This window comes from Sporosarcina sp. E16_3, from assembly GCF_017347125.1.
GTDB lineage: Bacteria > Bacillota > Bacilli > Bacillales_A > Planococcaceae > Sporosarcina.
In genome coordinates, this window is sequence record NZ_JADPRX010000001.1 from 353944 (window position 1) to 377442 (window position 23499).

The window sequence follows — 23499 nt, forward strand, 5'->3', positions numbered from 1 at the left end:
TTAATTTGTTTCAGCATAAGGCCCCGCTGAACCAAATTAAAGCCTCCGGCGGATGTCACAGATTTTGAGGGGAATGGAAAGGCAACCTAAGTTCGCCGCATCCTGCGGCAAAGGTTGCATACCCGCGTCCTGCGGGCACAAGCTCAATTCAAAATCTGGACACAAATCCGCCAAGGCGTATTTGATTAATAATTGGAGGAATTTATTATGTCAATGGAACAAGTCGTTAACTTAGCAAAGCAAAGAGGTTTCGTTTTCCCAGGCTCTGATATTTACGGAGGTCTAGCAAATACGTGGGATTATGGCCCGCTTGGTATCGAATTAAAGAACAATATTAAAAAAGCTTGGTGGCAGAAATTCATTCAGGAATCGCCGTATAACGTTGGTCTTGACGCAGCTATCCTTATGAATCCGAAAGTTTGGGAAGCTTCAGGTCATATCGGAAACTTCAACGATCCGATGATTGACTGTAAAAAATGTAACACACGTCATCGTGCAGACAAACTTATCGAAGATGCACTCGATGCAAAAGGTATCGAAATGGTTGTCGATGGTCTATCTTTCGATAAAATGTCAGAACTTATCAATGAACATAACGTTGTCTGCCCTACTTGTAGTGCTATGGATTATACAGATATTCGCCAGTTTAACTTGATGTTTAAAACATCTCAGGGTGTTACTGATTCATCAGCGAATGAAATTTTCCTTCGCCCAGAAACAGCACAAGGTATCTTCGTAAACTTCAAAAACGTACAACGTTCGATGAGAAAGAAAATGCCTTTTGGTATCGGGCAAATCGGAAAAAGCTTCCGTAATGAAATTACACCTGGAAACTTCACATTCCGCACGCGTGAGTTCGAACAGATGGAACTTGAATTCTTCTGTAAACCTGGCGAAGACATGGAATGGTACGCTTACTGGCGTGAATTTTCAAAGCAATGGTTATTGAACCTTGGTTTGACAGAAGGCAATATGCGCTTACGTGAACACGATGAAGACGAACTTTCTCATTACTCGAAAGGGACTGTTGACATCGAGTATAAATTCCCATTCGGCTGGGGCGAACTTTGGGGCATTGCGAACCGCACGGATTTCGACTTGAACCGTCATATGGAGCATTCCGGTGAAGATTTCCACTACCTAGATCCTATAACAAATGAAAAGTTTGTCCCTTATTGTATCGAACCTTCACTCGGTGCAGACCGCGTGACACTAGCTTTCCTTTGTGATGCGTTTGCTGAAGAAGAACTGGAAGGCGACGACAAACGTACTGTTCTTCGTTTCCACCCAGCACTTGCGCCGGTAAAAGCTGCAATTCTGCCACTATCTAAGAAACTCGCAGAGGGTGCGGATGAAGTCTACGCGGAACTGCGTAAACATTTCAACGTCCAATATGATGACGCGCAGTCTATCGGCAGACGCTACCGCCGTCAAGATGAAATCGGAACACCATTCTGTATTACGTATGACTTTGATTCTGAAGAAGACCGTCAAGTGACAGTTCGTCACCGCGATTCAATGGAACAAACACGTATGCCAATTTCAGAAGTGAAAGAGTATATTGCAAAACAGCTTGAATTTTAAACTAAACTTCAAGAACTTAACTTAATAGATAAAACATAAAACCAGCCAAACAACAAGTTAACATGTTGTTTGGCTGGTTTTTCCGTTTAAAGTTATCGCTGTTCCCCACCATAATGATGGCCCATATTCCCGTGCTCATTGTGTCCATGATGTCCCATATTGTCGTATCCTGGATACCCCATACCTCCGTGTCCTGGATAGCCCGGGTATCCCATGTTCCAATAGTAGCCGGGGTAACCATAATAACCAGGATAGCCGTGATGAACGTGATAGCCTGGATAGCCGTAACTGGGATGTCCAGGATGCCCACCATGGCCTGGGTAACCTTGATGTCCTCCGTAACCACCGTTAAACCCTCTCGAGTTTGTCAATTTAATCGCCCCTTTACATACGTACTATCTACGATATGTAAAGAAATTGCATGGGCTTAGGCTTCTACCTATTTCCTCTAAATATAACCCAACAACCGTAAATTAAGTTCTCTTTTTACCAATCAACAACGTAATTTGTGCCATTGTAAACGGCAAGGAAGACTTTTTACGGTAGGCGACATATTTTGACGCCCAAAAATCAGCGTACTTCACCTTGAAATTTTTTAGTCCTTTGAAATGATAAAAATATTGGCCATGCAAAAAGATTTGGGCAGCAATTTTTTCGCTTAAAAAGGAATACTTTGATTGACCAACGTTTGATAACGGTGACATTCCTATATTAAATACTTTATATCCTTCTCCTTTTGCCCATTCGAATAAGGAAAGGAATATGAAATCCATCGTTCCAGATGGAGCACCCGGATTGAAGCGCATAAGATCTACGGAAATTCGTTCATTATTATCATACATTGACATTAAACTTGCGAAGCCGATAATGCCCTCTTCATCCCTTAAAATAGCGATTCGTGAAGTATTCAGGTATTGCTCGTCGAAAAAGCCAAGGGAAAATCCTTTCTCTGCTCTTCCTTGTAGCCATTTCGTAGATACTTCTTCTAATTCGTTCATCATCTTGGACGAAAAAGGTGGAGTTACTAATTCAACTGAAAAATTCTCCCTATCAAATTTGTTTTTAACAGCCCTATATCCCTTCATCTTCTTTCCTGAAAATGTGAAACTGTCCAAATTGACATGCGCTTCCTCACCGAGCTTAAAGAAGCCAAATCCATGTTCATGTAGGGCTGGTAGTATTTTATTGTTGACCTCATAAAAGACCGGCGTATAACCGTATTGATCTGCCGTTTCCAAAAACTCTTCGATTGCAGATGAAAAGTTACTTTCTAATCCAACTGGATTGCCGAGCACCACAATTTTATCGGCGTACGCTTGATAAGAAAATAAAACGGTATTGTCTTGATTCCAAAATACATATTTGTCATGTAAAAAGATAAGATGGGAAAACTCGGTCCCCGTATAGCGTTCAAGATGATCTTTAATTTTCTGTTCTTGATGCATAGATGGTTCCATTTCCATCATCTTTGGCTTACGAATCATATGTCCAATGAACAAAATGACTAAAGCTATAAGTATTCCAATAATCGCACTGTAAAACAAATCCCGGTAATCCGTTATTATATAGTCGCGCAATGTAGCCGGAATCTGAAGTTTTGAGGACGGTAAGTTTAAATAGCCGATGAATACATACATAGCAGTAATGATTGTCACGATGGCTATGTCAAACAGGGCTATCCCCCACGTTAAAACATAACTTTCACGGTGAAACTGGCTTTTTGACACAATTAGCAAACCCATTACAATGAGTAAAAAGATGGCCTCTTCAAAATCAAACCCTTTAAAAACTGAGAATAGAGCCGCACTAATTAAAACAATTATGGCTAGATGATATGTCCTTTTAACTTTGTATTTAATCCCTCTGCACAGCCCTAAGAGAATAAAACCGGCTGCGACAGTCAACTGGTGGGAAACATTCATAATTGGTAAAGATAAGAATTCTTGAGCGATTTTCAAGCGATTCAAGATACCTGGAACGGATGCGGAAAGCAGTAACACAATTCCGGATAGAAATACCATAATCGTTAACAGTGTATGACTAACTTTTTGAAGCACATTATTCGGTAAATCATCCCACGAAAGATTCCACCGGACCCAATATTCTTGTATGAATAAGAGAGAGGAGAATAAAAACGGCAGAACAAAGTAACCCATTCGATATAAAATAAGTAGGAAAAGAACTTTTTCATCAGCAATACCTACGCTTTGTGTGCCCCACAGAAAAACAAGGTCAAATGAACCAATTCCACCCGGAATCATACTCACAATTCCTGCGCAAGACGCAATTAAAAAGATTGGAATTAATGTAGAAAGCTCAATTGGTATATTTAACATTATGGTTAAAAACCAAATCACTAGAAAAACTGCCATCCACTCAACTACAGATGTTGCAATTAGCTGTATAGCAACTTTCCCATTCAACATAGAGGCCTTTACTTTTTTATAACGGATCATATAAAGACCGATAAAAGTCGGAACATATAAACCGACGATAATTATTGCGATAAATAACCATTTTGTTTCCCTAAGAAGCGGGAAGTCCCAAAAAAAGATGGGAACAATCCATGCTAATAGTGAAATTCCCGTTAAGTAGAAGAGCGTGACCGAGGCGATATTTTTTAACAGCCCCTCCTTCTCCTCTTTATGTTTCGAATAGAAATAACTGCGGAGCATCAAACCGACAAGGCCACCAAATCCAATAAGATTTGAGTACGTATTGGCAATAAAAGAATGCCTTATTAATTTCCATTTTCCCACTTTAATTCCAAGTAATTTCACCAAAACGATATCATAGAAAAACATGGGTGTGACGGCGCAAAAGGAAACTATAAGTATTAGTGCTAGTTCCCACGGATGCAATTGACTCACTTCATTCTGAAGCATACCTACGTCCACGCCACGAGCTGTTTGCTGTATTTCATATATAGCTAAAATTAATAACAATAGTGGAATTATTACTTTGATAACTTTGAATAGCTGATCCTTGTTGATTTTGAACATCAACACCCCCATATAAAATAATATCCATAAAAGTATATGATTCCCATTTGAGGCTATAAAAACACATCTATAAACAAATACTATCTCTATGATACTATGAATAAAATGAAAGGCACAAATGTCAATATGACCAGTAAACTGGACGTGTAAAATAAATATACCTTGAACACTCTCCAATTCCCTGTCCATCCGATGACCAACAACTTTTTTGAAATCATTAAAGATGCCCTTCGTGGTCGGTATTTTGGATTGAGAGAAAGTATTTGCAAGTGGCGCAATTGGACTGACGAAATTTTGGAGACCATTAGAATAAAATTAATGATACATTATGCCGACTGAAGTCATTCAAAAACCCCTTGTCTATTATGAACAAGGGGTTTCATTTCCATTACCATTAAGAACCAATTTCATGATCTAACTGCTTCAAAAAACCTTCCATATAATCATGTCGCTGCTCTGCCAGTCGCTTTCCTTCTTCTGTCACCATCAACTCTTTTAACAGCAACAACTTTTCATAAAAATGCGTAACTGATGCCGTTTCCTTGCCTCGGTACTCTGTTTCAGACATATTATCACGAACCATCTCGTCTGTATCGTACAGCTTCCTTCCCCTTGCACCACCGAACGCAAACGTCCGCGCAATGCCAATAGCACCGATCGCATCCAGTCGGTCTGCATCGCGGACAATGGCTCCATCGATGGACGTGATATCCTTGGCATTCCCGCCACTGAATGACACGCTTTCAATACACGCAAATACTTTCTGAGCTAATTCACCATTAACACCAATTGCCTGTAAGATTTCCAATACGGTTGGATTGTCATGTGATTTATATTTAGCATCCTCGATATCATGTAACAAAACAGCAAGACGGACGACTTCCTCGCTTGCTGTAGGCTCTTTAGCCAAGATTTCCTCCGCATTTTTCATGACGCGTTCGATATGGGCGAAATCATGACTTGCGTCAAATTTATTGTAAATCCCTACGACTATCTTCTTGCATTTCTCAATAATCTCTATCATATAATCACTCCTATTAATAAGTTTTTTTCGCGAAAATAACGTCTGAATATTTAGGCATATCATTGACGCACAATGTCGATTAATGTATAGTTAATGCATCCATGCACCTAATGGATGGGACTTCGAATCGCCGAGGAGGAATGTACATGTACCAGGGAAAAGTCAAATGGTTCAGTAATGATAAAGGCTATGGTTTCATCGAAGCGGATGACGGGGAAGATGTGTTCGTCCACTTTACCGGTATCCTATCAGAAGGCTTTAAAACGCTTGATGAAGGACAATCCGTATCCTTCGAAATCATCGAAGGGAATCGCGGTCCTCAGGCAGCGAATGTCTTAAAACTTGGAGATGAATGATAAAGAACGAAAGCGCAAGCGCCTGCTCAGATGCGACAGGCATAAGAAGGGCTAGGCGATGCGGCGTTCTTTGCCGCACGGCGGGACCGACTTATGACCCGAGCCTCTAGGCGCTGGAGTCTAGACGTCAAATCTCTAAGTGGTAATTTGCCCACAGTACAAGATTTTATAATTTCCTAGATAAATTAAAAATCCCGCTGACGCAATTTCCAGCGGGATATTATTTTGTGGTTTTATTCATTTCCCGACCTAGAAACTGGAGCCGTTCCCCAATTGTACACGTTGTGATACAAAACTTATGTGATCCCGACTTCCCTCTGTCTTTTGACAACTGGGTTTTAAGGAAACAGCCATCGCAATAGGTATCCAGGATTCCGTCGATTTCTTTCATAATGATCGTTTTATTCATAACGACTACCCCCAAAAGACACGATTCATTAATTCTAATACGCTTTGGACATAGGTGCAACAAATCAAGTAAATCGAGGTGCTAAATAAATGATTGAGTTGTATGTAGACGGCGCAAGTGCAGGTAATCCCGGTAAAAGCGGTATCGGCATTTTCATAAAAGGTGAAGGTCATGTGATAAAATTATCCGAAAAAATTGAACCGACCGATAATCATTCTGCCGAATTTCAAGCGCTTTTACGTGGAATGGAAGAAACGTCTAAACTGACGACCGGCATGGTATCTGCTCGTTCAGATTCCCAAATCGTCGTTATGGCCGTTGAAAAGCAATTCGTGAAAAATGAATCTCATAAAGAATGCCTAAGAAAAATTCTCGAGATTGCAAACACGTTTGACTTCTTTTTCATTAAATGGATTCCCGATGCAGAAAACCGTGCAGCAGATGCACTTGCACGAGAAGCTATTCATAAAAAAGACTGAACAGGCGATTGTCTGTTCAGTCTTTTTCGTTAGGCTTTCATAAAAGTAACGGTATTTTCCAATACATCATACAGCACCCATTCTCGATCAATGACGACCGCCCCGACATTCACGAGGACCTTGTTACCACTTACATCATATGGAATTCCAAATTCAATTTCTTCATTCACTTCATTTCGGGACAGTTTAGATGTATGACTATGTCCATAAAACACTGGAGATTCATTCACGTCCGCATGAATTAGCGCCCACGGTTCACCGCCCCACTCCCACTGATGACCATGGATTATTTTAGCGGTGGCAATGTCTACCGTTTCCGGCATCGAGTCCAGTTTTTCCCGGAGCGGATTGTCTGTTTCGGTAATCATCAAAATCCGGTCTTCCTGGTTACCACTAACCGATAAAAATGTTAATAGCTCAATAAACCCCTTGGGAATAATCATAACGTCATCAAGCTTCGTAAACTTCTGTTTGGTAATATCCCTCTTACTAATAATGCATTCAAACAGATCGCCAGTTCCGACACAGACTGCCTCCGGCGCTTTCTCCGAGATATCCGCGAGTACTTTTTCTAAATCCTCTATAGAGGAATGTATGTCTCCAAGCAGTGCATAATGCATGTGTAACCCTCCATAGAATTGTTCAGATTGGGCCCGTCAATCTACCTCGACTTTGGCCCCTGGCTGTGAAATCCAGTCACTATAGCTTCCGACATATAGACGGGCAAACTCATAACCATTGTGTTTGAGCAAAGCATATAAAGGCGCCGCCGTCACGCCGCTTCCACAATAAACCGTTACCTCTTCTATAGGTTTAACAACATTGTGCAATTGCTCTTTTACAGCACCATCCAAATTGAAGACACTTTCTTTTTTCAGTTGTTCCCAGTCAAAGCTCAGCGCCCCTGGAATCCGTCCGGCAATGGGGTCGATTGGTTCATTTTCTCCCCGGTAGCGTACTGCTGATCGGGCATCTAGCAGGACACTCGCTGTTTTTCCGGCTACTGTTTCTTCAACGAATTGCCTAGGGGCATAGATAGTTTCATCCCACTGAGGGGCAACTAATGTCCGCGGTGGCTCCGGTATACAATTATCTACAGGGAAACCCGCTTCTTTCATTCCCTCGAATCCTTCAAGTGCGATAAATGAATTGTTAAATCCAGCATATTGCAATAGCCACCACGCACGAGTTGCAAACGGGCTCCCACCGTCATCATAAACGATTATATGGTCATCAATTGATAGTCCACTCGTTCTAAAAAGCTCTGTTAATGCCGCCTTCTCTGGCATCGGGTGTCTCCCTTCCGATTTCGTCATGGCGGACAAATCACGTTCAAGATCCCAGTAAACTGCACCTGTTACATGGCTTTCTGTGTATTTCTGCTTGCCTTCATTCGCATCCTGCAATGAAAAACGTGTATCTATCCATTTGGATTTAGCATGTTCAATATCTTTTATAGAAACAAAAACGGTAGCCAATCAAACCCACTCCTCTGTTTGTAGTTTCTCATACACAGTACGCCATTCACTTAGTTGTTCCGTTCCTTGAAGATGTGTTCGCTCAGAGGCAATCTGATTCAAACTCTCCTTCAGCAAGTGCTGTCTTAGCCCCTCCGCTTCACTTTCAATCCAACGGTCCGCCCACTTTTCAAGCAATTCTTTTTCACGACCAAGATAAATCGACGCATCCGCTTTCAACAATTCTTCCAATCGAACTTTCAATACATCGCGCTCTCCCTTTTCGAAGAAGGCCTTCTGATTTTTGAACAATCTGTTGACACTTCCATAATTGTTCGAATCAGTGTAAGGAGTTCCGAAAGACAACATGTCAGCATCTTGCGGTTCATACGGTGAAGGTGCAATGGAGCTATCCTTGTCAGTTAATCCTGAAGTTTCTATACGTTGCCGATTAGTCAACTGCTTTTTCATGAAATTCAACATCCGTAAGTTCGTCACTTTAAGCTCTTGCGTCAAATCAAATCCAATCATTTGCACGGTTTCAGCGAGTGCACCTTTCAATGCCCGGTCTGCAGAATTGTTAACGAAAACAGATGGACTGTACGCCTCTTTGAAGAAATCACCGAAACGTAAAAATACACGTTGCAAAATGTAGTAGACAAGTTCGCTTAATTCATCATGAGTTGCTTTTGTTAGCACTTGCGTAAATTTGTGTGAGAAATGTTGGCGCACTTCCCCTTCAAGTTTGTTCAATTCGTCCAATCTTTCCGCCTTACGTGTTCGATTCGTTTCTGTCCGGCTAATAAGTGAGGATAGTCGTTCAATTGTTTTTACCGCCTCTTCTTCAAGTGCCAGAACAGCAAGTCCTTTTAGATCATGTTCAAGGAAATGATGGAATTCTTCTTCAAAAGGCGCCATAAACGGATCCATCCGATTATCCACTTTTGCCTCAAGTGCCTTTAAACTTGAAATCCCATGGACTCTAGGATTACGGATACCAAATTTCCGAAGTTCATCCCCGACGAATGTTTTAACTGCTTCCGCCTCTTCCGCGTCAGATGCAAGGTCAATTGCATTGACAACAAAAAACATCTTATCTAGCTCGAATGCATCCTTTACTCGACCAAGCTGGACAAGGAACTCCCTGTCTGCCCTCGCAAACGCATGATTATAATACGTGATGAAAAGAATCGCATCCGCATTTCTGATATATTCAAACGCAACATCAGTATGCCGCGCATTAATGGAGTCGGCTCCTGGTGTATCCACGAGGGTGATTCCTTTTCTAGTCAATTCGCAATCATAATAGAAGTCGATTGATTCGACGAAACAGCTTCGGTCTTCTTCTGCAACAAATTTAACGAATTCTTCCTGCCCGACCTTAATAATTGTGCCAAGCGCTTCACGATAAAGAGGATAGCCTCTTTTGAATGCAGCAATAAATGCTTTATGAATATGGAGACTTTCATCCGTCAATTCTGCATTTAGTGCATCATTTGCTTGTTGGAAAGCATCCGCCAATGATGTTGCGGCGATACCAAGCGCTTCAAAGGAACGGAAAACATCTTCCGTCATCCGTTCTTCCGTTTTCAATAAAATATCGGCCGTTTTATCTTCTTTTCCTACAGAAACCGGACGTATCCGATTGATGGCTGCGGTAGTTGGATTTGGAGAAACTGGCAAGACATTTTCTCCAATTAATGCATTGGAAAAAGATGATTTTCCAGCGCTGAACGCACCGAATAACGCAACAGTGAATTCTTGTCCATCCAGTCGGTCAGCTTTTTTTCGAAGGTAGTCCGCTGTTTCCAGAAAACCCGGAATCGCTTCAACCGAATTTGCGATATGAATTGCGTGCTTAACTACTGATTCCGAATTTGAAGTAATTACTTCTCGCTTAACTTGTTCATTTTCTGCCGTGTGATTTGGATTATTCTCCGGGGTAAATACTTCTTCCGCTTCATTGAACTCAACTAATTGTAGCGTTTTCTGTACTTTCCACTGTTGAAGAAGTGCATTGGCTTCCACAGTCGAGCCAACAATTTCATGTTCGAGATTCGCCAATTGGATTTCCACTTCACCGACCTGCTGAATTGCATGCAACTTCTCATCCAATCGGTATACTTTTTGTTCAAGAATACCCGTATTGTCATTCCCCGCTGCTAATGCGATTTGAGTCATCGTGTGTTTCCAATCCTCGGTCATTCGCCTAAATGCTGCTTGAATCGTTGTTCTCATGCGTTCAGAATAGTTAAGAACAGTGTCGCCAGTTATAGTATCAGATACATTAAATTCTTTTTCTATATCAGAAAATGGGATCGTTAGGTTGATTTCATCAATCATCAGTGATCGCTCATCCGTTAAGATCCCCGTTTCTTTCAGCGATTTTTTCATAAGCGTCTTTAGATGGACCTCAATTTGCGCATGCACAAGTTTCCCCATATTGTCAGCAAGCGCTTCTTTCCGCCGTGCCTTTTCTTCCGCCGTCTTTTTCGCACCAAACAGAATACCAACTTTAAATCTGGACGACAGTGATTCCAAGTAGTTTTTCAGTAGTTCACGTGTTTCATATGGTGTAATTGCCGCACCATGCAATAGGTCATTTCGTTCCTTTTCAAATGTGGAAGAGAACGTATCCCCCGATAGTAGTTTTAGCATTTTTCGCGATTCTAAAGCCTCTTCTTCAAGCTCATCTTTCTTAGTCCATTCATCTTCTGAAACAATTTCGGAGAACGTGTTTTTCCGTTCCGCAATTTCATCAGACAAGAATTGGCTATGCTCATCTTTCAGTTTTACTAACGTCATCTCGGCGTTGTCAACGAATCGTTCTTGCCAGTTTTCCATTGATCCATCAACAATTGCTTTTACGTCACTAAAATTATTATGCGGGTGCGTTAAATCCTTCAATGACGTATAAAAAATCCCTTTCGGTACGACACCCCACATTTTAAATGAATCCTCAACCGACTTTTTGAAATCCACAAACGACAACTCGCTGTCGCGGTGTTTATCAATTTGGTTGATAATCAAATAAACGTTATCGTTGTAACGCATCAATTCTTTCGTGAAACGGAAATTCAACTCCGACTGTACATGATTGTAATCCATCGTGTAAAAGACGAGATCCGCGAGATGCAGTGCGGATTCTGTCGATAAACGGTGCGCATCATCCGTTGAATCAACACCGGGCGTATCCATAACAGTAATCCCTTCCGGTAAATTCGATTCTGTATGGCCGATTTCAACGAGCGAAACGGCCGCACCGTCCTTACTGAACGACTTGACGGCGGCTGGAAATCCATGCCCGCCGTATTTTACTGCTGTACCATCTGTATGATGGATGATTGCAAAATCTGTTTCAGTTTTCCGTACTTTAACAATGTTGGCGCTCGTCGGTATCGGACTTGACGGCAGTAAGTCTTGGCCTGTTAACGCATTAATCATCGACGATTTACCCGCCGAAAAATGACCCGCAAATCCAATGGTATATTCTTTGTCAATAAGCTTTTTGGCGAATAATGCCGTTTTCTTAAACCGATCTTCATCATCATTCGTTTTAAAAAGCAGTCCGTATGTAGCAGCTTGTTGTAATAGGTTATCTAATTCTGGCATTTATCTTTCGATCCCTTCATCAATTACTCTATTTATCATACCATTTATCAGCGTTCAAATTATCAACAATTTTTTCTTTGCATATTTTGTCGCTTTTTGTTTATTCTACTTTTCGTAATGATATAATTGACCTATCGTTATATTTCAGAAAGGCGGAAGCTTAAATGAGCACATCGAAGAATGTACAAATGATTTTAAATGGGACAATTTCTTCACTAATAACTGTTATTCCAGTCAAATTGGACGTTCTTGCTCCGTCGATTACAATTCAGCCGTATGAACAAAAAGAGATAAGCGTCTTAATTGGACTTGTCGGTGACATAAAAGGAAGACTTATTATCGATGCATCTTTAGACGCCATCAATACGATTGGGCAAGGAATGTTTGGTATGTCAATCGAAGGTGAAATGATTGAATCATTCACAGGGGAACTCGGCAATATGGTCGCTGGAAACTTATGTACGATACTGGAAAAAGACGGTCTTATCCTCGATATTTCTCCACCCACTGTTATGACAGGAACAACGAAATTTTACGGCTTCAAACAGGCATATAAGTTGCCTGTCATGATTGACGGCGGCGGAATGTTGACTGTCCTGCTAACGATTGATGAAAATTAAAATCCACTAAAAACAGTCCCATCCCCGGATTCTTTGGGTCATCACGGGACTGTTCTCACTTTTTACAAGTTATATAACTTCGTATATTTTTCAGACAAGTAATCCGCTAAATATTTGGCGTTCAAGCCTTCGCCTGTCGTATCACTAATAATTTCAAGCGGCTGTTTCATCTTGCCATATTTATGAACATGTTCCGTTAACCAGTCAAGAATAGGTCTGAAATCGCCATTCCCACAAAGCTCATCGAAATTAGGTAGGTCTTTCAACATCGCTACTTTCAATTGGGCCGCGTACATATAGCCAAGTGCGTATGACGGGAAATAACCGAAGGATCCACCAGCCCAGTGAACGTCTTGTAGAACACCTTCACCGTTATTTTCTGGACGGACACCGAGGTACTCCTCATATTTATCATTCCAAATTTGGGGCAGGTCTTTCGCTTCGTAATCGCCGTTAAAAATCCCTTTTTCAATTTCATAACGAATCATAATGTGAAGCGGATACGTCAGTTCATCTGCTTCAATACGTATAAGAGATGGTTTTGACACATTGATTGCACGCAGGAAATCTTCAAGCACTACGCCGTTAAATTGTTCAGGTGACTGGCTCTTTAATAATTCAAAGTTATACGTCCAAAAGCTTTCATTATGTCCGACAAACTGTTCATAGAACAATGACTGCGATTCATGTATCCCCATTGAAGTACCATCTGCAACCGGTAACCCTTCAAGTTCTAGATCAATATTCTGCTCGTAAAGTGCATGGCCACATTCGTGAATTGTTCCAAAAACGGCAGAACGAAAATCGTTTTCATCGTATTTTGTCGTAATTCGTACATCGCCTATATTGATACCCGTTGCAAATGGATGAACAGTTTCATCCAAACGGCCTGCATCGAAATCATAACCAAGTTGCTTCAATATAGCATGGCTAAATTCTTTTTGGTTTTCTTTCGGAAATTGTTTGAATAAAAATGAAGTGTCAGGATGGTTGCCTGATTCAGAAATTTTCTTCACGAGCGGCACGATTGTTTCTTTTAATTGGCCGAATACCTCATCAATGATATCTGTTGTCATTCCCGGTTCGTATTGATCGAGCAATGTATTATAAGGATTGCCATCTTTCTCGCCCCAATAGCCAATGAATTTCTTCGTCGTTGAAATAATTTTTTCAAGATACGGAAGGAACGTGTCAAAATCAGCTTGTTCTTTTGCGTCTTCCCATGCGGATTCCGATTGAGAAGTCAGCACGACAAATTCGCGGTATTCCTCCGCCGGAATTTTTTTGCTTAGGTCGTATTCCTTTTTCACTTCTTCAACTGTTTTTAACAAAATTGGGTTAAGTGTTTCTTTCCTATTGCCAAGTTCTTCGAGATAGCCCCCCATTTCCTCTGAGACACTCAATTTAAATAGCTCTGTCGACAGAGTACCAACCGCTTCCGATCTTGCCGGAATTCCTTTTTTTGGTGCGCCTGTACGCATATCCCAATACATAATTGAAACAGCTTCTGAATATGCACTCATTTTTTTTAGCAAAGCTACGAACTTTTCTTCTGTAGTCAAATCTATTCCTCCTCATTAACGATATCGGTCTTTACTTTAACATAATTCGGGCAACTCATATAGTTTCCTAAAAGTAGTTCATTTTTTTTGGTGATTAAAATGTATCGAAATAATAAAGTTAGTTAATGTAGAAGCCCATAATACATATGCATGACTCAATCTATTTTTGTACGCCTCATTCTGACTCATAATAATTATCTTTTGGGAAATAATAATTACGATAAGAATTAGACTAGAAATGGGGTATGGATATAGATGGATTTTTTTCATGGGCAGGAATCACTTACAACTATCCAGTGGGTTCTACGTGCAATTATTTCTTATTTCTTTTTACTGTTCGCAGCCAAACTTATGGGACGTCGATCCATTGCCCAGTTACGACTGCTCGATTTCACAATGGCTTTAATTTTAGGTAATATTCTTGCACACCCATTATCTGACGAACAACTAGGCATGAAAGGGTCCTTACTTACGACAGCGGTTTTGGTTATTTTATATTCAATTGGTGTATATGTCAGCTTGAAAGTGAGCCTGGTTAGAAAATGGATTGAACCATCTCCTTTTCCTCTGATAAAAAACGGTGAAATTATGTATAAAGGATTAGGTAAGGCAAGAATTACTGTCGATCACCTATTGTCAGAAGCAAGAAAAGAAAAAATCGAAGAGGTCCATAAAATCTCTCTAGCCCTCTGGGAGCCGGATGGTACCATTTCATTTTTCTTATCTCCCCAACTACAGCCAGTAACACCCAAAGACTTACACTTAAAAACAGAACGATTTTCTATACCTAGCATTATTATTAAAGAAGGCAAAATTGACTTGGACGGATTACAAAAATCTGCTAAAGACACTACATGGCTGAAAAACAAATTAGAGATAATGAATGTGGACGTTCGTGATATTTTATTGGCTACGATTGATACTAACGATGATTTCATTATGTATTTGTATAATTAAAATGTAACTCAGCTTTGGCATGTATAGAAGAATTTTAAACACTAGGGAACATTCTCATGAAGCTTAACAACGTTCACAAGAATTAAGCAACCCTTTCTTCAATGCTCAATCATTTCCACAAGAAATTCATAACCACGGTGAAACTAAATGGAAGTATTTCCAAAAAGATATATGAAAAGGCTCTCCAAATACCAGGAGAGCCTTAAACATTATAGTTAAACCGTCATTTTCATTTTGACAGGGAAAATACCTTCGATTTCAGCTTTCATTTCCTGTTCTTTACCTTCAAGCAATAAATGTACTGTTCCAGAATCGGCAGACGTCCGTATGAGTCGGCCGGCACCTTGGCGCAGTCTTAGCAGCATAAACGGTAAGTCTACTTCACGGAATGGATCCTTGGCATGCTGGCGTCTAGCGTCGAACAACGGATCCGATGGTGGTAATGGCAAATCGTAAATAATGACACGCGTCAATGCATCTTGAGGAATGTCGAGGCCTTCCCATAAATGATAAGAGCATAAAACAGGTACTTTTTTCTGTTGGAAATCACGTACGATTGAAGATAATTCTCGTTCACCTTCGAAAGCGATACGGTCTTGCCACTCTACAGGAACGCGCTCTTTGAAATGATTCATCGCTCGTTCTGACTTAAAGAGAATCAGCGTTTGCTCACCGTCTTCTAAAAGTTCAAGCGCTCGTTTCGCTTTACCGCCTGCTTCTACATCCGTCGCAAAGACTTCCATCACTTCATCATAATCAAACGGTGATTCCACTGAGAATGACAGGTAATCTTGGATACCAAGACCGTCTGCCAAATAAGTAAACGTTTCACCAACTGATAATGTAGCGGATGAAAAGACGATTGGCGTGTTGGATGAAAACAGTTTCTCTCTTAATATGTCTGTCACTAGACGTGGCATAATAACCAGTGTGGATTCGCCTTCGCGCCCTTCAAGCCAGTCTACTGCATCATTTTGAGAGGTAAAGAGGTCCATTGAGTAAATGTATTGATCCAGATATTCCTCGACCATTCTCAAATCATATGCCGGAATGATATAGAGTTCACCCTCAAATACAAATTCTTCAAGAAGCGCATTTGAGATTTTGACAACTTCTTTCCCAATTTCCAGAAGTTCAGGTGTCTTTTCAATCGCTTTCCGCTCATTTTCCGTTTTATCAGCAAGCGCATCGAGCAATTTGAAAAATGCTTCATGCGAATCAATTAAGCGCTCCATCAGTTGAAGTGTCGACTCTCTTATTCCATCGACCATAATTCGTTCAAGCAGATTTAGCAACGTACTGTTTTGTACCTCATACGTCAAAGCACGCTGAGCCGAATACTCAAGAAGATGGCCTTCGTCAAAGACAATCATTGATGGTTCTGGTAATAAAGGTAACTGTCCTTGTCTTTTACGTGATTCTTTCGTCCAAATATGCTCCATATAAAAATCGTGAGAACAAATAACGAGTTCGACCGATTCGCGGTAATGATTTCGGTGAATTGTCTGGCCACATCGATTTCGAACATCGCACGCAGCACATTGCTGGATGGGATGGAAGTTCACTGTTTTCCACTCTTCATCGCTTAAGTTTGGATAATCCGAGCGTTCCCCGTAAGGAACAATCGATTGCAATGAAGCAGCTCCATAAACGAATTCAGGAAGTTCATCTGCCACGACATCTACATAGTCTTCGTCAATCGTATTACCTGCCTCTTCCAAACGTTTCAAGCATAAATATTGGTCACGTGATTTTGCAAGGCGCACATCGATATCAAGACCGAGCGCTTCACTAATTTTCCGGATATCCCCGTCTTCTTTTACAAGTTGGTCGATGAGCGTCTCATCCGCACACGAAATGAGAGCCGGTTTTCCAGTATAGCGAGCATAGGCGATTGCAGGGAGTAGATAAGCAATTGTTTTACCTGTCCCTACACCTGCTTCCGCGAAAAGGACCTTCTTTTCTTTCAGCGCTTGTTCAATTTGGAACGCCATATAGATTTGTTCATCACGGCATTCAAATCCTTTTTCAGTCAATTCATCGTATAACGTATCCCCTATCCAGTCGTTCAGTGACTCATAGAACGATTTATCTTTTGATAATGGGAATGGCATCTTGCTACTCATCGTTTACCCCTTCCTTATTACATGCAAAAGGAAGAGGAGTTTCCCTCTTCCGCATTCTATCAATTATTGACGTTGGCCCCAGAACTGATACAAATCCGTTCTAATAAAACCATTAAATAATTTTCTCTTTTTAGTTGCTCTATGTCCGTACATTTTTTCATAATTTTCCAATGAAGATAACATATAAACAGACCATGAAGGATAGTTTTTCATTATACGGCCAAGTTCTTGCGTAATTTCTTCAGCATCTTCCACTTCACCAAGACGTTCACCGTATGGCGGATTCCCGACCATAACTCCGTTCAAGCTATCTAGCGTCAAGTCCCGTACATCACAGGTTTGAAACTTGATTAAATCCATGAATCCAGCTCCAGCCGCATTCTCTTGTGCCACTTTGATCATTCGGGGATCGTAATCAAATCCTGAAATATCAAGCGGTTGGTCGTATTTTGCGAGGTCTTCCGCTTCTTCACGAACTTGATCCCAAATACTTTTGTTGATCCAAGGCCACTCTTCACTTAAGAATTCCCGATTGTATCCGGGTGCAATGTTTTGCCCGATCATCGCAGCTTCAATTGCAATTGTCCCCGAACCACAAAACGGATCAACGAAAGGACGATTTGGATTCCAACGTGACACTTTCACAAGTGCTGCTGCAAGCGTCTCTTTCAACGGTGCATCCCCTTGCGCCATCCGGTATCCACGCTTATGTAGCCCCGTTCCGCTTGAATCGATTGTCAATGTTACTTTATCTTTTAAAATCGATACTTCTAATTTGAATAAAGGACCTGATTCATCAAAAAAACCAGTTCTCTTATAAGCAATCTTCAAGCGTTCAACAATCGCTTTTTTAACAATTGCCTGGCAATCAGGTACGCTGTACAAAGTAGATTTCACTGATTTACCCGCAACTGGAAACTCTGCGTCAACTGGCAAAAAACGCTCCCACGGAATCGCTTTTGTCTGTTCAAATAAATCATCGAACGTCGTAGCTTCGAATTCACCTGCAACAATACGAACACGGTCCGCTACTCGGAGCCATAGATTCGTTTTTGCAATCGCCAATTCATCGCCCTGAAAATAAATCTTCCCATTTTCCGAAGTCGTTTTATAACCAAGTGCTTTTACTTCATCTGCCACAAGCGATTCAAGCCCCATTGCAGATGTTGCTACTAGTTTAAATTCAGTCATGCATTTCCAACTCCAATTCTATACCATCAATCATTTCTATGAATTCATCAAGGGTTAACTTGTTATAGCATTGCCAATAAAACCATATTTTTTTCACACGTTAATTTTCAAAAAGAAAAGCTCCCCATCTTATTGGAGAGCAATCAATTTAAGAATAATACCATAGGAAATTCGATAAGCCATGTTTTGTTCCCGTGTACTCAAACGGCTTGCGCCTCGTACTAAGGGTGGTAATCATCTATCTACAGGTATACACCTGTCTCTTCCTACAGTTCATTTCCCTCGGAAGAGTGCCCCTACCATAGTTTGGGTTTCTCACTCGTGGGGTTTACCGCGTTCCATCTGACCCGTTTCCGAGCCAGCTACGTCACTGTGGCACTGTTCAGGGAACCTCATCCATATCCGAAGACTTAGGATTTATTCCCGCCGTCAACGCGTTATACGCGAAGCCACGGCTTATTCTTTCGCCGAGCACGAACACTACGGTCATCTCAGATCCGTGTGAGCATGGACTTTCCTCTACAACATAGGATGTTGCAGCGATTACCTAAATTCCACTATGATATTTTCAGTATACCGTACTTATGTTTCATTTACAATATATTATTCTTGATCGAAGAGTTTACTTCCGAAAACATGCTTTTCTAGATTTGAAATACGCTTCAAAATATCAAAGTTCGTCGTTCCAGCACTTCCTGCCGCAGGGCGTTTTTGTGCAGATTCAAGTCCTCTTTGCATGCGTTCATTTTCAGTACGCAATTCCGTAATCGTCTTTTTAAAAGCTTCATAGTCATGAATAATATCATCAAGAAAGAGATCTACTTCTTCCTGATTATAGCCGCGTAGGCCAGTTTTGAATTCCTTTTCAAGAATCGTTTTAGTATCTAGTTTAGTGTCCATTAAAAATCGCCCTTCCGTCTCTGTTTACATACGTTTGATTATAACATATGTTGTCCGACCTTGTCTTACTAAAGCCGACTTTTAGCCGTTTTTTGTCGGTTTGCGCGCTTGCCTGGGAAATAATTTTCTGGTTATTCTTATTTCCCTTTTCAAGAAATCATTTCGCGAACGTATCCGAAAACTTGCTGTTAAGTAAGAATCCACCTTCAAGAGCCTAATCGCTTCTTCTGTAGAGCCTAGTGCCTTGTTTAACTCTTTCAGCTTATGCTCGTAAAGCTTCGCTAATTCCTCTAATGCGATAATTTGCTCACGTCCGGTAAGACCTGTTGCCGCTATCTTAAATGAAGAGACCGCGTCCTCGTAAGCCTGTTCCTTTTTCAAGATGAACCCGAAGTGAAAATGTGTCGCCGGATGATTAATCCCATACTCTGCTATTACACTTTCAAAGATTTGTTTACTACGGTCATGCGACTTCAGATCAGCAAACCACTTCCCTATATTCGTATGGGTTACGGCCGATTCTCGGACATCACTCTTCAATAGTAGATCAGTTGACCGTATATAAAGCGCGACCAAAGAAAGGATATCCCATTCATTATGGAGGAGAACCTTCATCAGAAGCTCCGCACGACCATTCTTCACAGCATCTTGGTAGATGATTGGCGCCATATGCCCCGGGATATCTCCTTCCCGGAAGAAACCGAGTTGTTCCTCCTCAATTGCAGGAAGTCTAAACGTTGCCATCTCACCTTTCCATATGCGTCTAGAACCGTGTAACAAATCGATTTGGGTATGCTTAATAAGCGGCGGCAATTCTTTACGGTTCATCGTCCACCGCGTTTCCACCATTGGGATATCAAAACTTTTTCCATTATACGTAACAAGTGTCGAAGGCTTTTCCCATAATCCCGTTGCATAAAGGAAGGCGGCTTCGTGATCAGGACCCGGAAGGACATACTGTGTCATTTTAAAAGATGATGTCGTCTGTTCAATGAACCCCATAAGGAATATCAGTGTGCCTGCACCTTTTAAACCTGTCGTTTCTGTATCAAAGAAAACAAGCGGTTTTGAAAAATCTGGTGACAGTGGATGCACTTCACCAGACTTCTTCCATTTATCGATTGTTGACTTCAAACCCGAAAGAACAATGTTTCCATGTTGATAGTTAGTATCGTATTCAACAATCCGTTTATAGACGATACCGTGTTTATTCACGGTTTTTGTCAAACCGGCATCCAGCCATTGTTGTTCATAGACAGGTACTTTTGCTACGGGTTTTACAGCTTCAGGCACATTTTCAGCTACCACTTTTGTAGTTGTTTTTTTCAGTAACTTCTTCATTTGCATCAATTTCTGTTCATAAGACATTGCGTTCTCCCCCTGCTAGAGTCTGAAGAAGGGATCCAACATCTTTCTTCATGCCCATACCAGCCTCTTGCGCACCTATGCAAACAGGACAACCCGATTCACAACGACAAGCAGTCACATGATCGGCCGCTTTCTGCAACAGCTCGTCCCACCGTTCAAAGATTTTTTCACTCAGACCTATCCCACCTGGGTAACTGTCATAGATGAAAATAGTCGGGTTGCTAGTATGAACAGCTTTAACTTGCGGTATAACATGGATATCCGTTTTATCGCAGCGGACGAATAACGGGATAAATGATTGGATTGCATAGGCTGCACCCGTCATCGCATCTGTCAGCCCGGCACCCGTCCATCCTTCAGGTATATCGAATGTGTACCACGTAGAAGAGGTATGCAATTCTTCCGCAGGTAATGAAATCGGACCTGAGCCAATATTGTCATGTGTATCGAACCTGATTTTCTTGAATATCGTCGGGATTGCCAGTACAGCGATATCTCCATAAGCGGCTTTGTTATCTCCGAACTGTGCAACGCTATCTTCGTTCATCACTTTTAGTTCCACTGCAAGATTGGCATCTGTAAAGTAATCGACATCAACTTCTGTGACATAGGCTTTCTTTTCATCCCAATCCAATTGCTCGACCTGGAACTGGGTTCCTTGATGAATATAAATTGCTTCTTCATGGAGGAGCGTCATTGCACTGAAACGATCCATCTCCCCTATGACCTTTGTTTCTTTGGGATAGGTTTTATCAATAATGATGACATTTTCCTGTGATGCAGAGCGAAGACTTACTTCACTTGCCGGAAAACTGTCTGTCATCCAATGCCATTTGTCTGTGGTCTTAATCAATACCCCTTCACTTTCAAGGAATGCGAGTAATTCTTGTACGTCGAATTCACCATATGCATCCGTTGAAGAAAATGGCAACTCAAAAGAAGCACATTTAAGATGATCCATTAAGATAAACATATTATCCGGATGAATCCGTGCTTCTTCCGGTGATTGGCCAAGAAGATAGTCAGGATGTTCGATAATATATTGATCGAGAGCCAAGGACTGGGCGACGTAAATAATGAGCGCCTCATCTTGTCGCCTTCCCGCACGACCGGCCTGCTGAAATGCACTCGCAATATTTCCCGGGTACCCCGTCATAATACACGCCTGTAGTTGCCCGATATCAATGCCAAGTTCGAGTGCATTCGTACTAACAACCGTACGGATAGCGCCATCTCGAAGTCCTTTTTCAATCTTCCGACGTTCAGATGGCAAATAGCCTCCCCTATACCCCATAACCGTTTCATCGAACAGTTTCTTCTTCGTCAATGCTTTCATATAGGTGACGAGCATCTCAACTCGTACCCGGCTTTTCGCAAAAATAATCGTTTGGATACCTTCCCGGTATAAAAGCGCAGCGATATCCCGCACTTCAAGTACGGCACTTCTTCGGATACCAAATGTCGGGTGGACGACCGGTGGATTATAGAAGACAAAATGTTTCTTTCCAGCGGGTGCTCCATTATTGACGATTACTTGCATGTTCGCATTTATCAGCGACTCTGCCAGTTCTTGCGGATTTGCAATTGTGGCAGATGTGCAGATGAACACTGGATCACTGCCATAATAGTTGCAGATGCGTTTCAACCTTCGCAGCACATGTGCAACATGGCTGCCGAAAACACCTTTGTAGGTATGCAATTCATCGATGATGATGTATTTTAAGTTCTCAAATAACGACACCCATTTTGTATGATGCGGCAAAATACCTGAATGCAGCATATCGGGATTTGTCAATACGATATGACCCGACTTCCTAACCTTAGAACGTAATCCAGGCGCAGTATCCCCGTCATATGTATAACTGAGGATGGTTTCCCCACTCGCTTCAATCAACTCATGGAGGTCCGCTAGCTGATCTTGGGCAAGCGCTTTTGTTGGAAACAAATAAATGGCTCTTGATGTATCATCTTCAAGGATGCTTTGCATAACGGGTAGATGATAGCAAAGGGATTTCCCTGAAGCCGTCGGCGTAACGGCAGTAAAAGAATTTCCGGTCGATGCCAGGTCGAACGCTTCTCTTTGGTGGCTATATAATTTATTGATCCCTTTTGACGCCAGTGTTTTAATAATCGAGGGATGGAGTTTTTTCGGAAATTCTGCGTAGATCGCTTCTTTCCCTGCAATCGTTTTAGTATGGATAACATTGTCGGAAAAAGAAGGGTCAGTACGCAGTTTAGCTAACACTTCGTGAACCGCCATCTTCTTTTTCATTGTTCTTCGCCTTCTTGTTCAAGACGTAGTGCGTCCATAATTGTTTTCAACGTATATTCGGCTGAATTTATCGATAGAACGAAACGTTTTTTGCCTGTCTTTTGATAAAATGACTGAACGATGAATTGTTTCATCGAGTCAGTCAGCGTTTCAATTTGAATTGGATGAACATATTTTGGCTTGACCACCTTGATGAATTCCGACACTTCCTCAGTCCATTCATCGAGCAACGTATGGTATTGATCTGCATATGGTTTTACTTCTATGAAAAAATCGGGCTCCCGATCAAGTTCTCTCATCTGCGCATGGCGCTCGAAACATTCCTTACATACAGCAAGTAGCGTTTCTGTCTTTTGTTGTAGGTTCATAATGATACACCCTTTCCGGACGTTTCTTTTATTTTAGCAGATATGATTGAGTTGTACCAAATTCATAGGAACGTATATTCCTCGCCATGACTAATCCTACATTTAAAGTCATTGATATAAATGTTGACTTGTAATTATGTTCAAATTATGTCCCCTGAATTAATTTCCCGTCTTTATATGACAACTAATACTAGTGCTCCTTTCACCCGTAG

At 41.3% G+C, this 23499-nt stretch carries 19 protein-coding genes and 1 other RNA gene; 5 read left to right on the forward strand and 15 right to left on the reverse strand.

Features of this window, described 5'->3' with window-relative positions:
* Positions 1-204 precede the first annotated feature (204 nt).
* Positions 205-1584, forward strand: coding sequence for a glycine--tRNA ligase (locus tag I2483_RS01760; RefSeq protein WP_207173726.1), 1380 nt, complete (start codon positions 205-207; stop codon positions 1582-1584).
* Positions 1585-1676: 92 nt separating this feature from the next.
* On the opposite strand, the gene I2483_RS01765 is transcribed toward I2483_RS01760, so the two are convergent.
* The 3 genes from I2483_RS01765 to I2483_RS01775 form a co-directional block, all read right to left on the reverse strand.
* On the reverse strand, positions 1677-1955 hold the full coding sequence (locus I2483_RS01765) for a spore coat protein (protein ID WP_218624825.1): 279 nt from the start codon (positions 1953-1955) through the stop codon (positions 1677-1679).
* A gap of 102 nt (positions 1956-2057) precedes the next feature.
* On the reverse strand, positions 2058-4586 hold the full coding sequence (gene mprF / locus I2483_RS01770) for a bifunctional lysylphosphatidylglycerol flippase/synthetase MprF (RefSeq protein ID WP_207173412.1): 2529 nt from the start codon (positions 4584-4586) through the stop codon (positions 2058-2060).
* Positions 4587-4980: 394 nt separating this feature from the next.
* Entirely contained in the window at positions 4981-5610 is a 630-nt protein-coding gene (locus tag I2483_RS01775; protein WP_207173414.1) for an HD domain-containing protein, read from the reverse strand.
* Positions 5611-5756: 146 nt separating this feature from the next.
* On the opposite strand from I2483_RS01775, the gene I2483_RS01780 reads away from it, so the two are divergent.
* The gene (locus I2483_RS01780) at positions 5757-5966 is read left to right on the forward strand and encodes a cold-shock protein (protein ID WP_067210265.1); all 210 of its coding nucleotides are present in this window, start codon (positions 5757-5759) and stop codon (positions 5964-5966) included.
* A 220-nt stretch (positions 5967-6186) separates the two neighbouring features.
* Here I2483_RS01780 and I2483_RS01785 read toward each other — a convergent pair whose 3' ends face one another.
* Positions 6187-6375 (reverse strand): zinc-finger domain-containing protein, encoded by a 189-nt coding sequence (locus I2483_RS01785; RefSeq protein ID WP_207173416.1) that lies wholly within the window; start codon positions 6373-6375, stop codon positions 6187-6189.
* Between the two features lie 89 nt (positions 6376-6464).
* On the opposite strand from I2483_RS01785, the gene I2483_RS01790 reads away from it, so the two are divergent.
* On the forward strand, positions 6465-6854 hold the full coding sequence (locus I2483_RS01790; protein ID WP_207173418.1) for a ribonuclease HI family protein: 390 nt from the start codon (positions 6465-6467) through the stop codon (positions 6852-6854).
* A gap of 29 nt (positions 6855-6883) precedes the next feature.
* On the opposite strand, the gene I2483_RS01795 is transcribed toward I2483_RS01790, so the two are convergent.
* The 3 genes from I2483_RS01795 to I2483_RS01805 are packed head-to-tail and all read right to left on the reverse strand — an operon-like array spanning position 6884 to position 11923.
* Positions 6884-7474, reverse strand: a complete 591-nt coding sequence (locus tag I2483_RS01795; protein WP_207173420.1) for a metallophosphoesterase family protein — start codon at positions 7472-7474, stop codon at positions 6884-6886.
* A gap of 36 nt (positions 7475-7510) precedes the next feature.
* Positions 7511-8332: a sulfurtransferase gene (locus I2483_RS01800; protein ID WP_207173422.1), complete on the reverse strand. Its 822-nt coding sequence runs from the start codon at positions 8330-8332 to the stop codon at positions 7511-7513.
* Complete coding sequence (locus I2483_RS01805) at positions 8333-11923, reverse strand: dynamin family protein (protein WP_207173424.1); 3591 nt, start codon at positions 11921-11923, stop codon at positions 8333-8335.
* 164 nt (positions 11924-12087) lie between these two features.
* On the opposite strand from I2483_RS01805, the gene I2483_RS01810 reads away from it, so the two are divergent.
* Positions 12088-12543, forward strand: coding sequence for a chemotaxis protein CheX (locus tag I2483_RS01810; RefSeq protein ID WP_207173426.1), 456 nt, complete (start codon positions 12088-12090; stop codon positions 12541-12543).
* Between the two features lie 62 nt (positions 12544-12605).
* Here I2483_RS01810 and I2483_RS01815 read toward each other — a convergent pair whose 3' ends face one another.
* Positions 12606-14105 carry a carboxypeptidase M32 gene (locus I2483_RS01815; protein ID WP_255550100.1) on the reverse strand — a complete coding sequence of 500 codons (1500 nt, stop codon included), beginning with the start codon at positions 14103-14105 and terminating at the stop codon, positions 12606-12608.
* A gap of 255 nt (positions 14106-14360) precedes the next feature.
* Between I2483_RS01815 and I2483_RS01820 the strand changes: the two genes are divergently transcribed.
* Positions 14361-15062 carry a DUF421 domain-containing protein gene (locus I2483_RS01820; protein ID WP_207173427.1) on the forward strand — a complete coding sequence of 234 codons (702 nt, stop codon included), beginning with the start codon at positions 14361-14363 and terminating at the stop codon, positions 15060-15062.
* A gap of 215 nt (positions 15063-15277) precedes the next feature.
* On the opposite strand, the gene I2483_RS01825 is transcribed toward I2483_RS01820, so the two are convergent.
* The 7 genes from I2483_RS01825 to I2483_RS01855 form a co-directional block, all read right to left on the reverse strand.
* A complete protein-coding gene (locus tag I2483_RS01825; protein ID WP_207173428.1) occupies positions 15278-17188 on the reverse strand; it encodes an ATP-dependent DNA helicase in 1911 nt (636 codons plus the stop codon).
* A 63-nt stretch (positions 17189-17251) separates the two neighbouring features.
* A complete protein-coding gene (locus I2483_RS01830; protein ID WP_207173430.1) occupies positions 17252-18379 on the reverse strand; it encodes a THUMP domain-containing class I SAM-dependent RNA methyltransferase in 1128 nt (375 codons plus the stop codon).
* A 170-nt stretch (positions 18380-18549) separates the two neighbouring features.
* Positions 18550-18934: RNase P RNA component class B (gene rnpB / locus I2483_RS01835), an RNA gene on the reverse strand.
* A 48-nt stretch (positions 18935-18982) separates the two neighbouring features.
* Complete coding sequence (gene gpsB, locus I2483_RS01840; protein ID WP_207173432.1) at positions 18983-19279, reverse strand: cell division regulator GpsB; 297 nt, start codon at positions 19277-19279, stop codon at positions 18983-18985.
* Positions 19280-19360: 81 nt separating this feature from the next.
* Positions 19361-20647 carry a ribonuclease H-like domain-containing protein gene (locus I2483_RS01845; RefSeq protein WP_207173434.1) on the reverse strand — a complete coding sequence of 429 codons (1287 nt, stop codon included), beginning with the start codon at positions 20645-20647 and terminating at the stop codon, positions 19361-19363.
* Positions 20637-22919: a DEAD/DEAH box helicase gene (locus tag I2483_RS01850; protein ID WP_207173436.1), complete on the reverse strand. Its 2283-nt coding sequence runs from the start codon at positions 22917-22919 to the stop codon at positions 20637-20639. Before I2483_RS01850 ends, I2483_RS01845 begins: the two co-directional genes overlap by 11 nt.
* Positions 22916-23287 (reverse strand): YppE family protein, encoded by a 372-nt coding sequence (locus tag I2483_RS01855; RefSeq protein WP_207173438.1) that lies wholly within the window; start codon positions 23285-23287, stop codon positions 22916-22918. The genes I2483_RS01850 and I2483_RS01855 overlap by 4 nt, the downstream gene beginning before the upstream one ends.
* Positions 23288-23499: the final 212 nt, after the last annotated feature.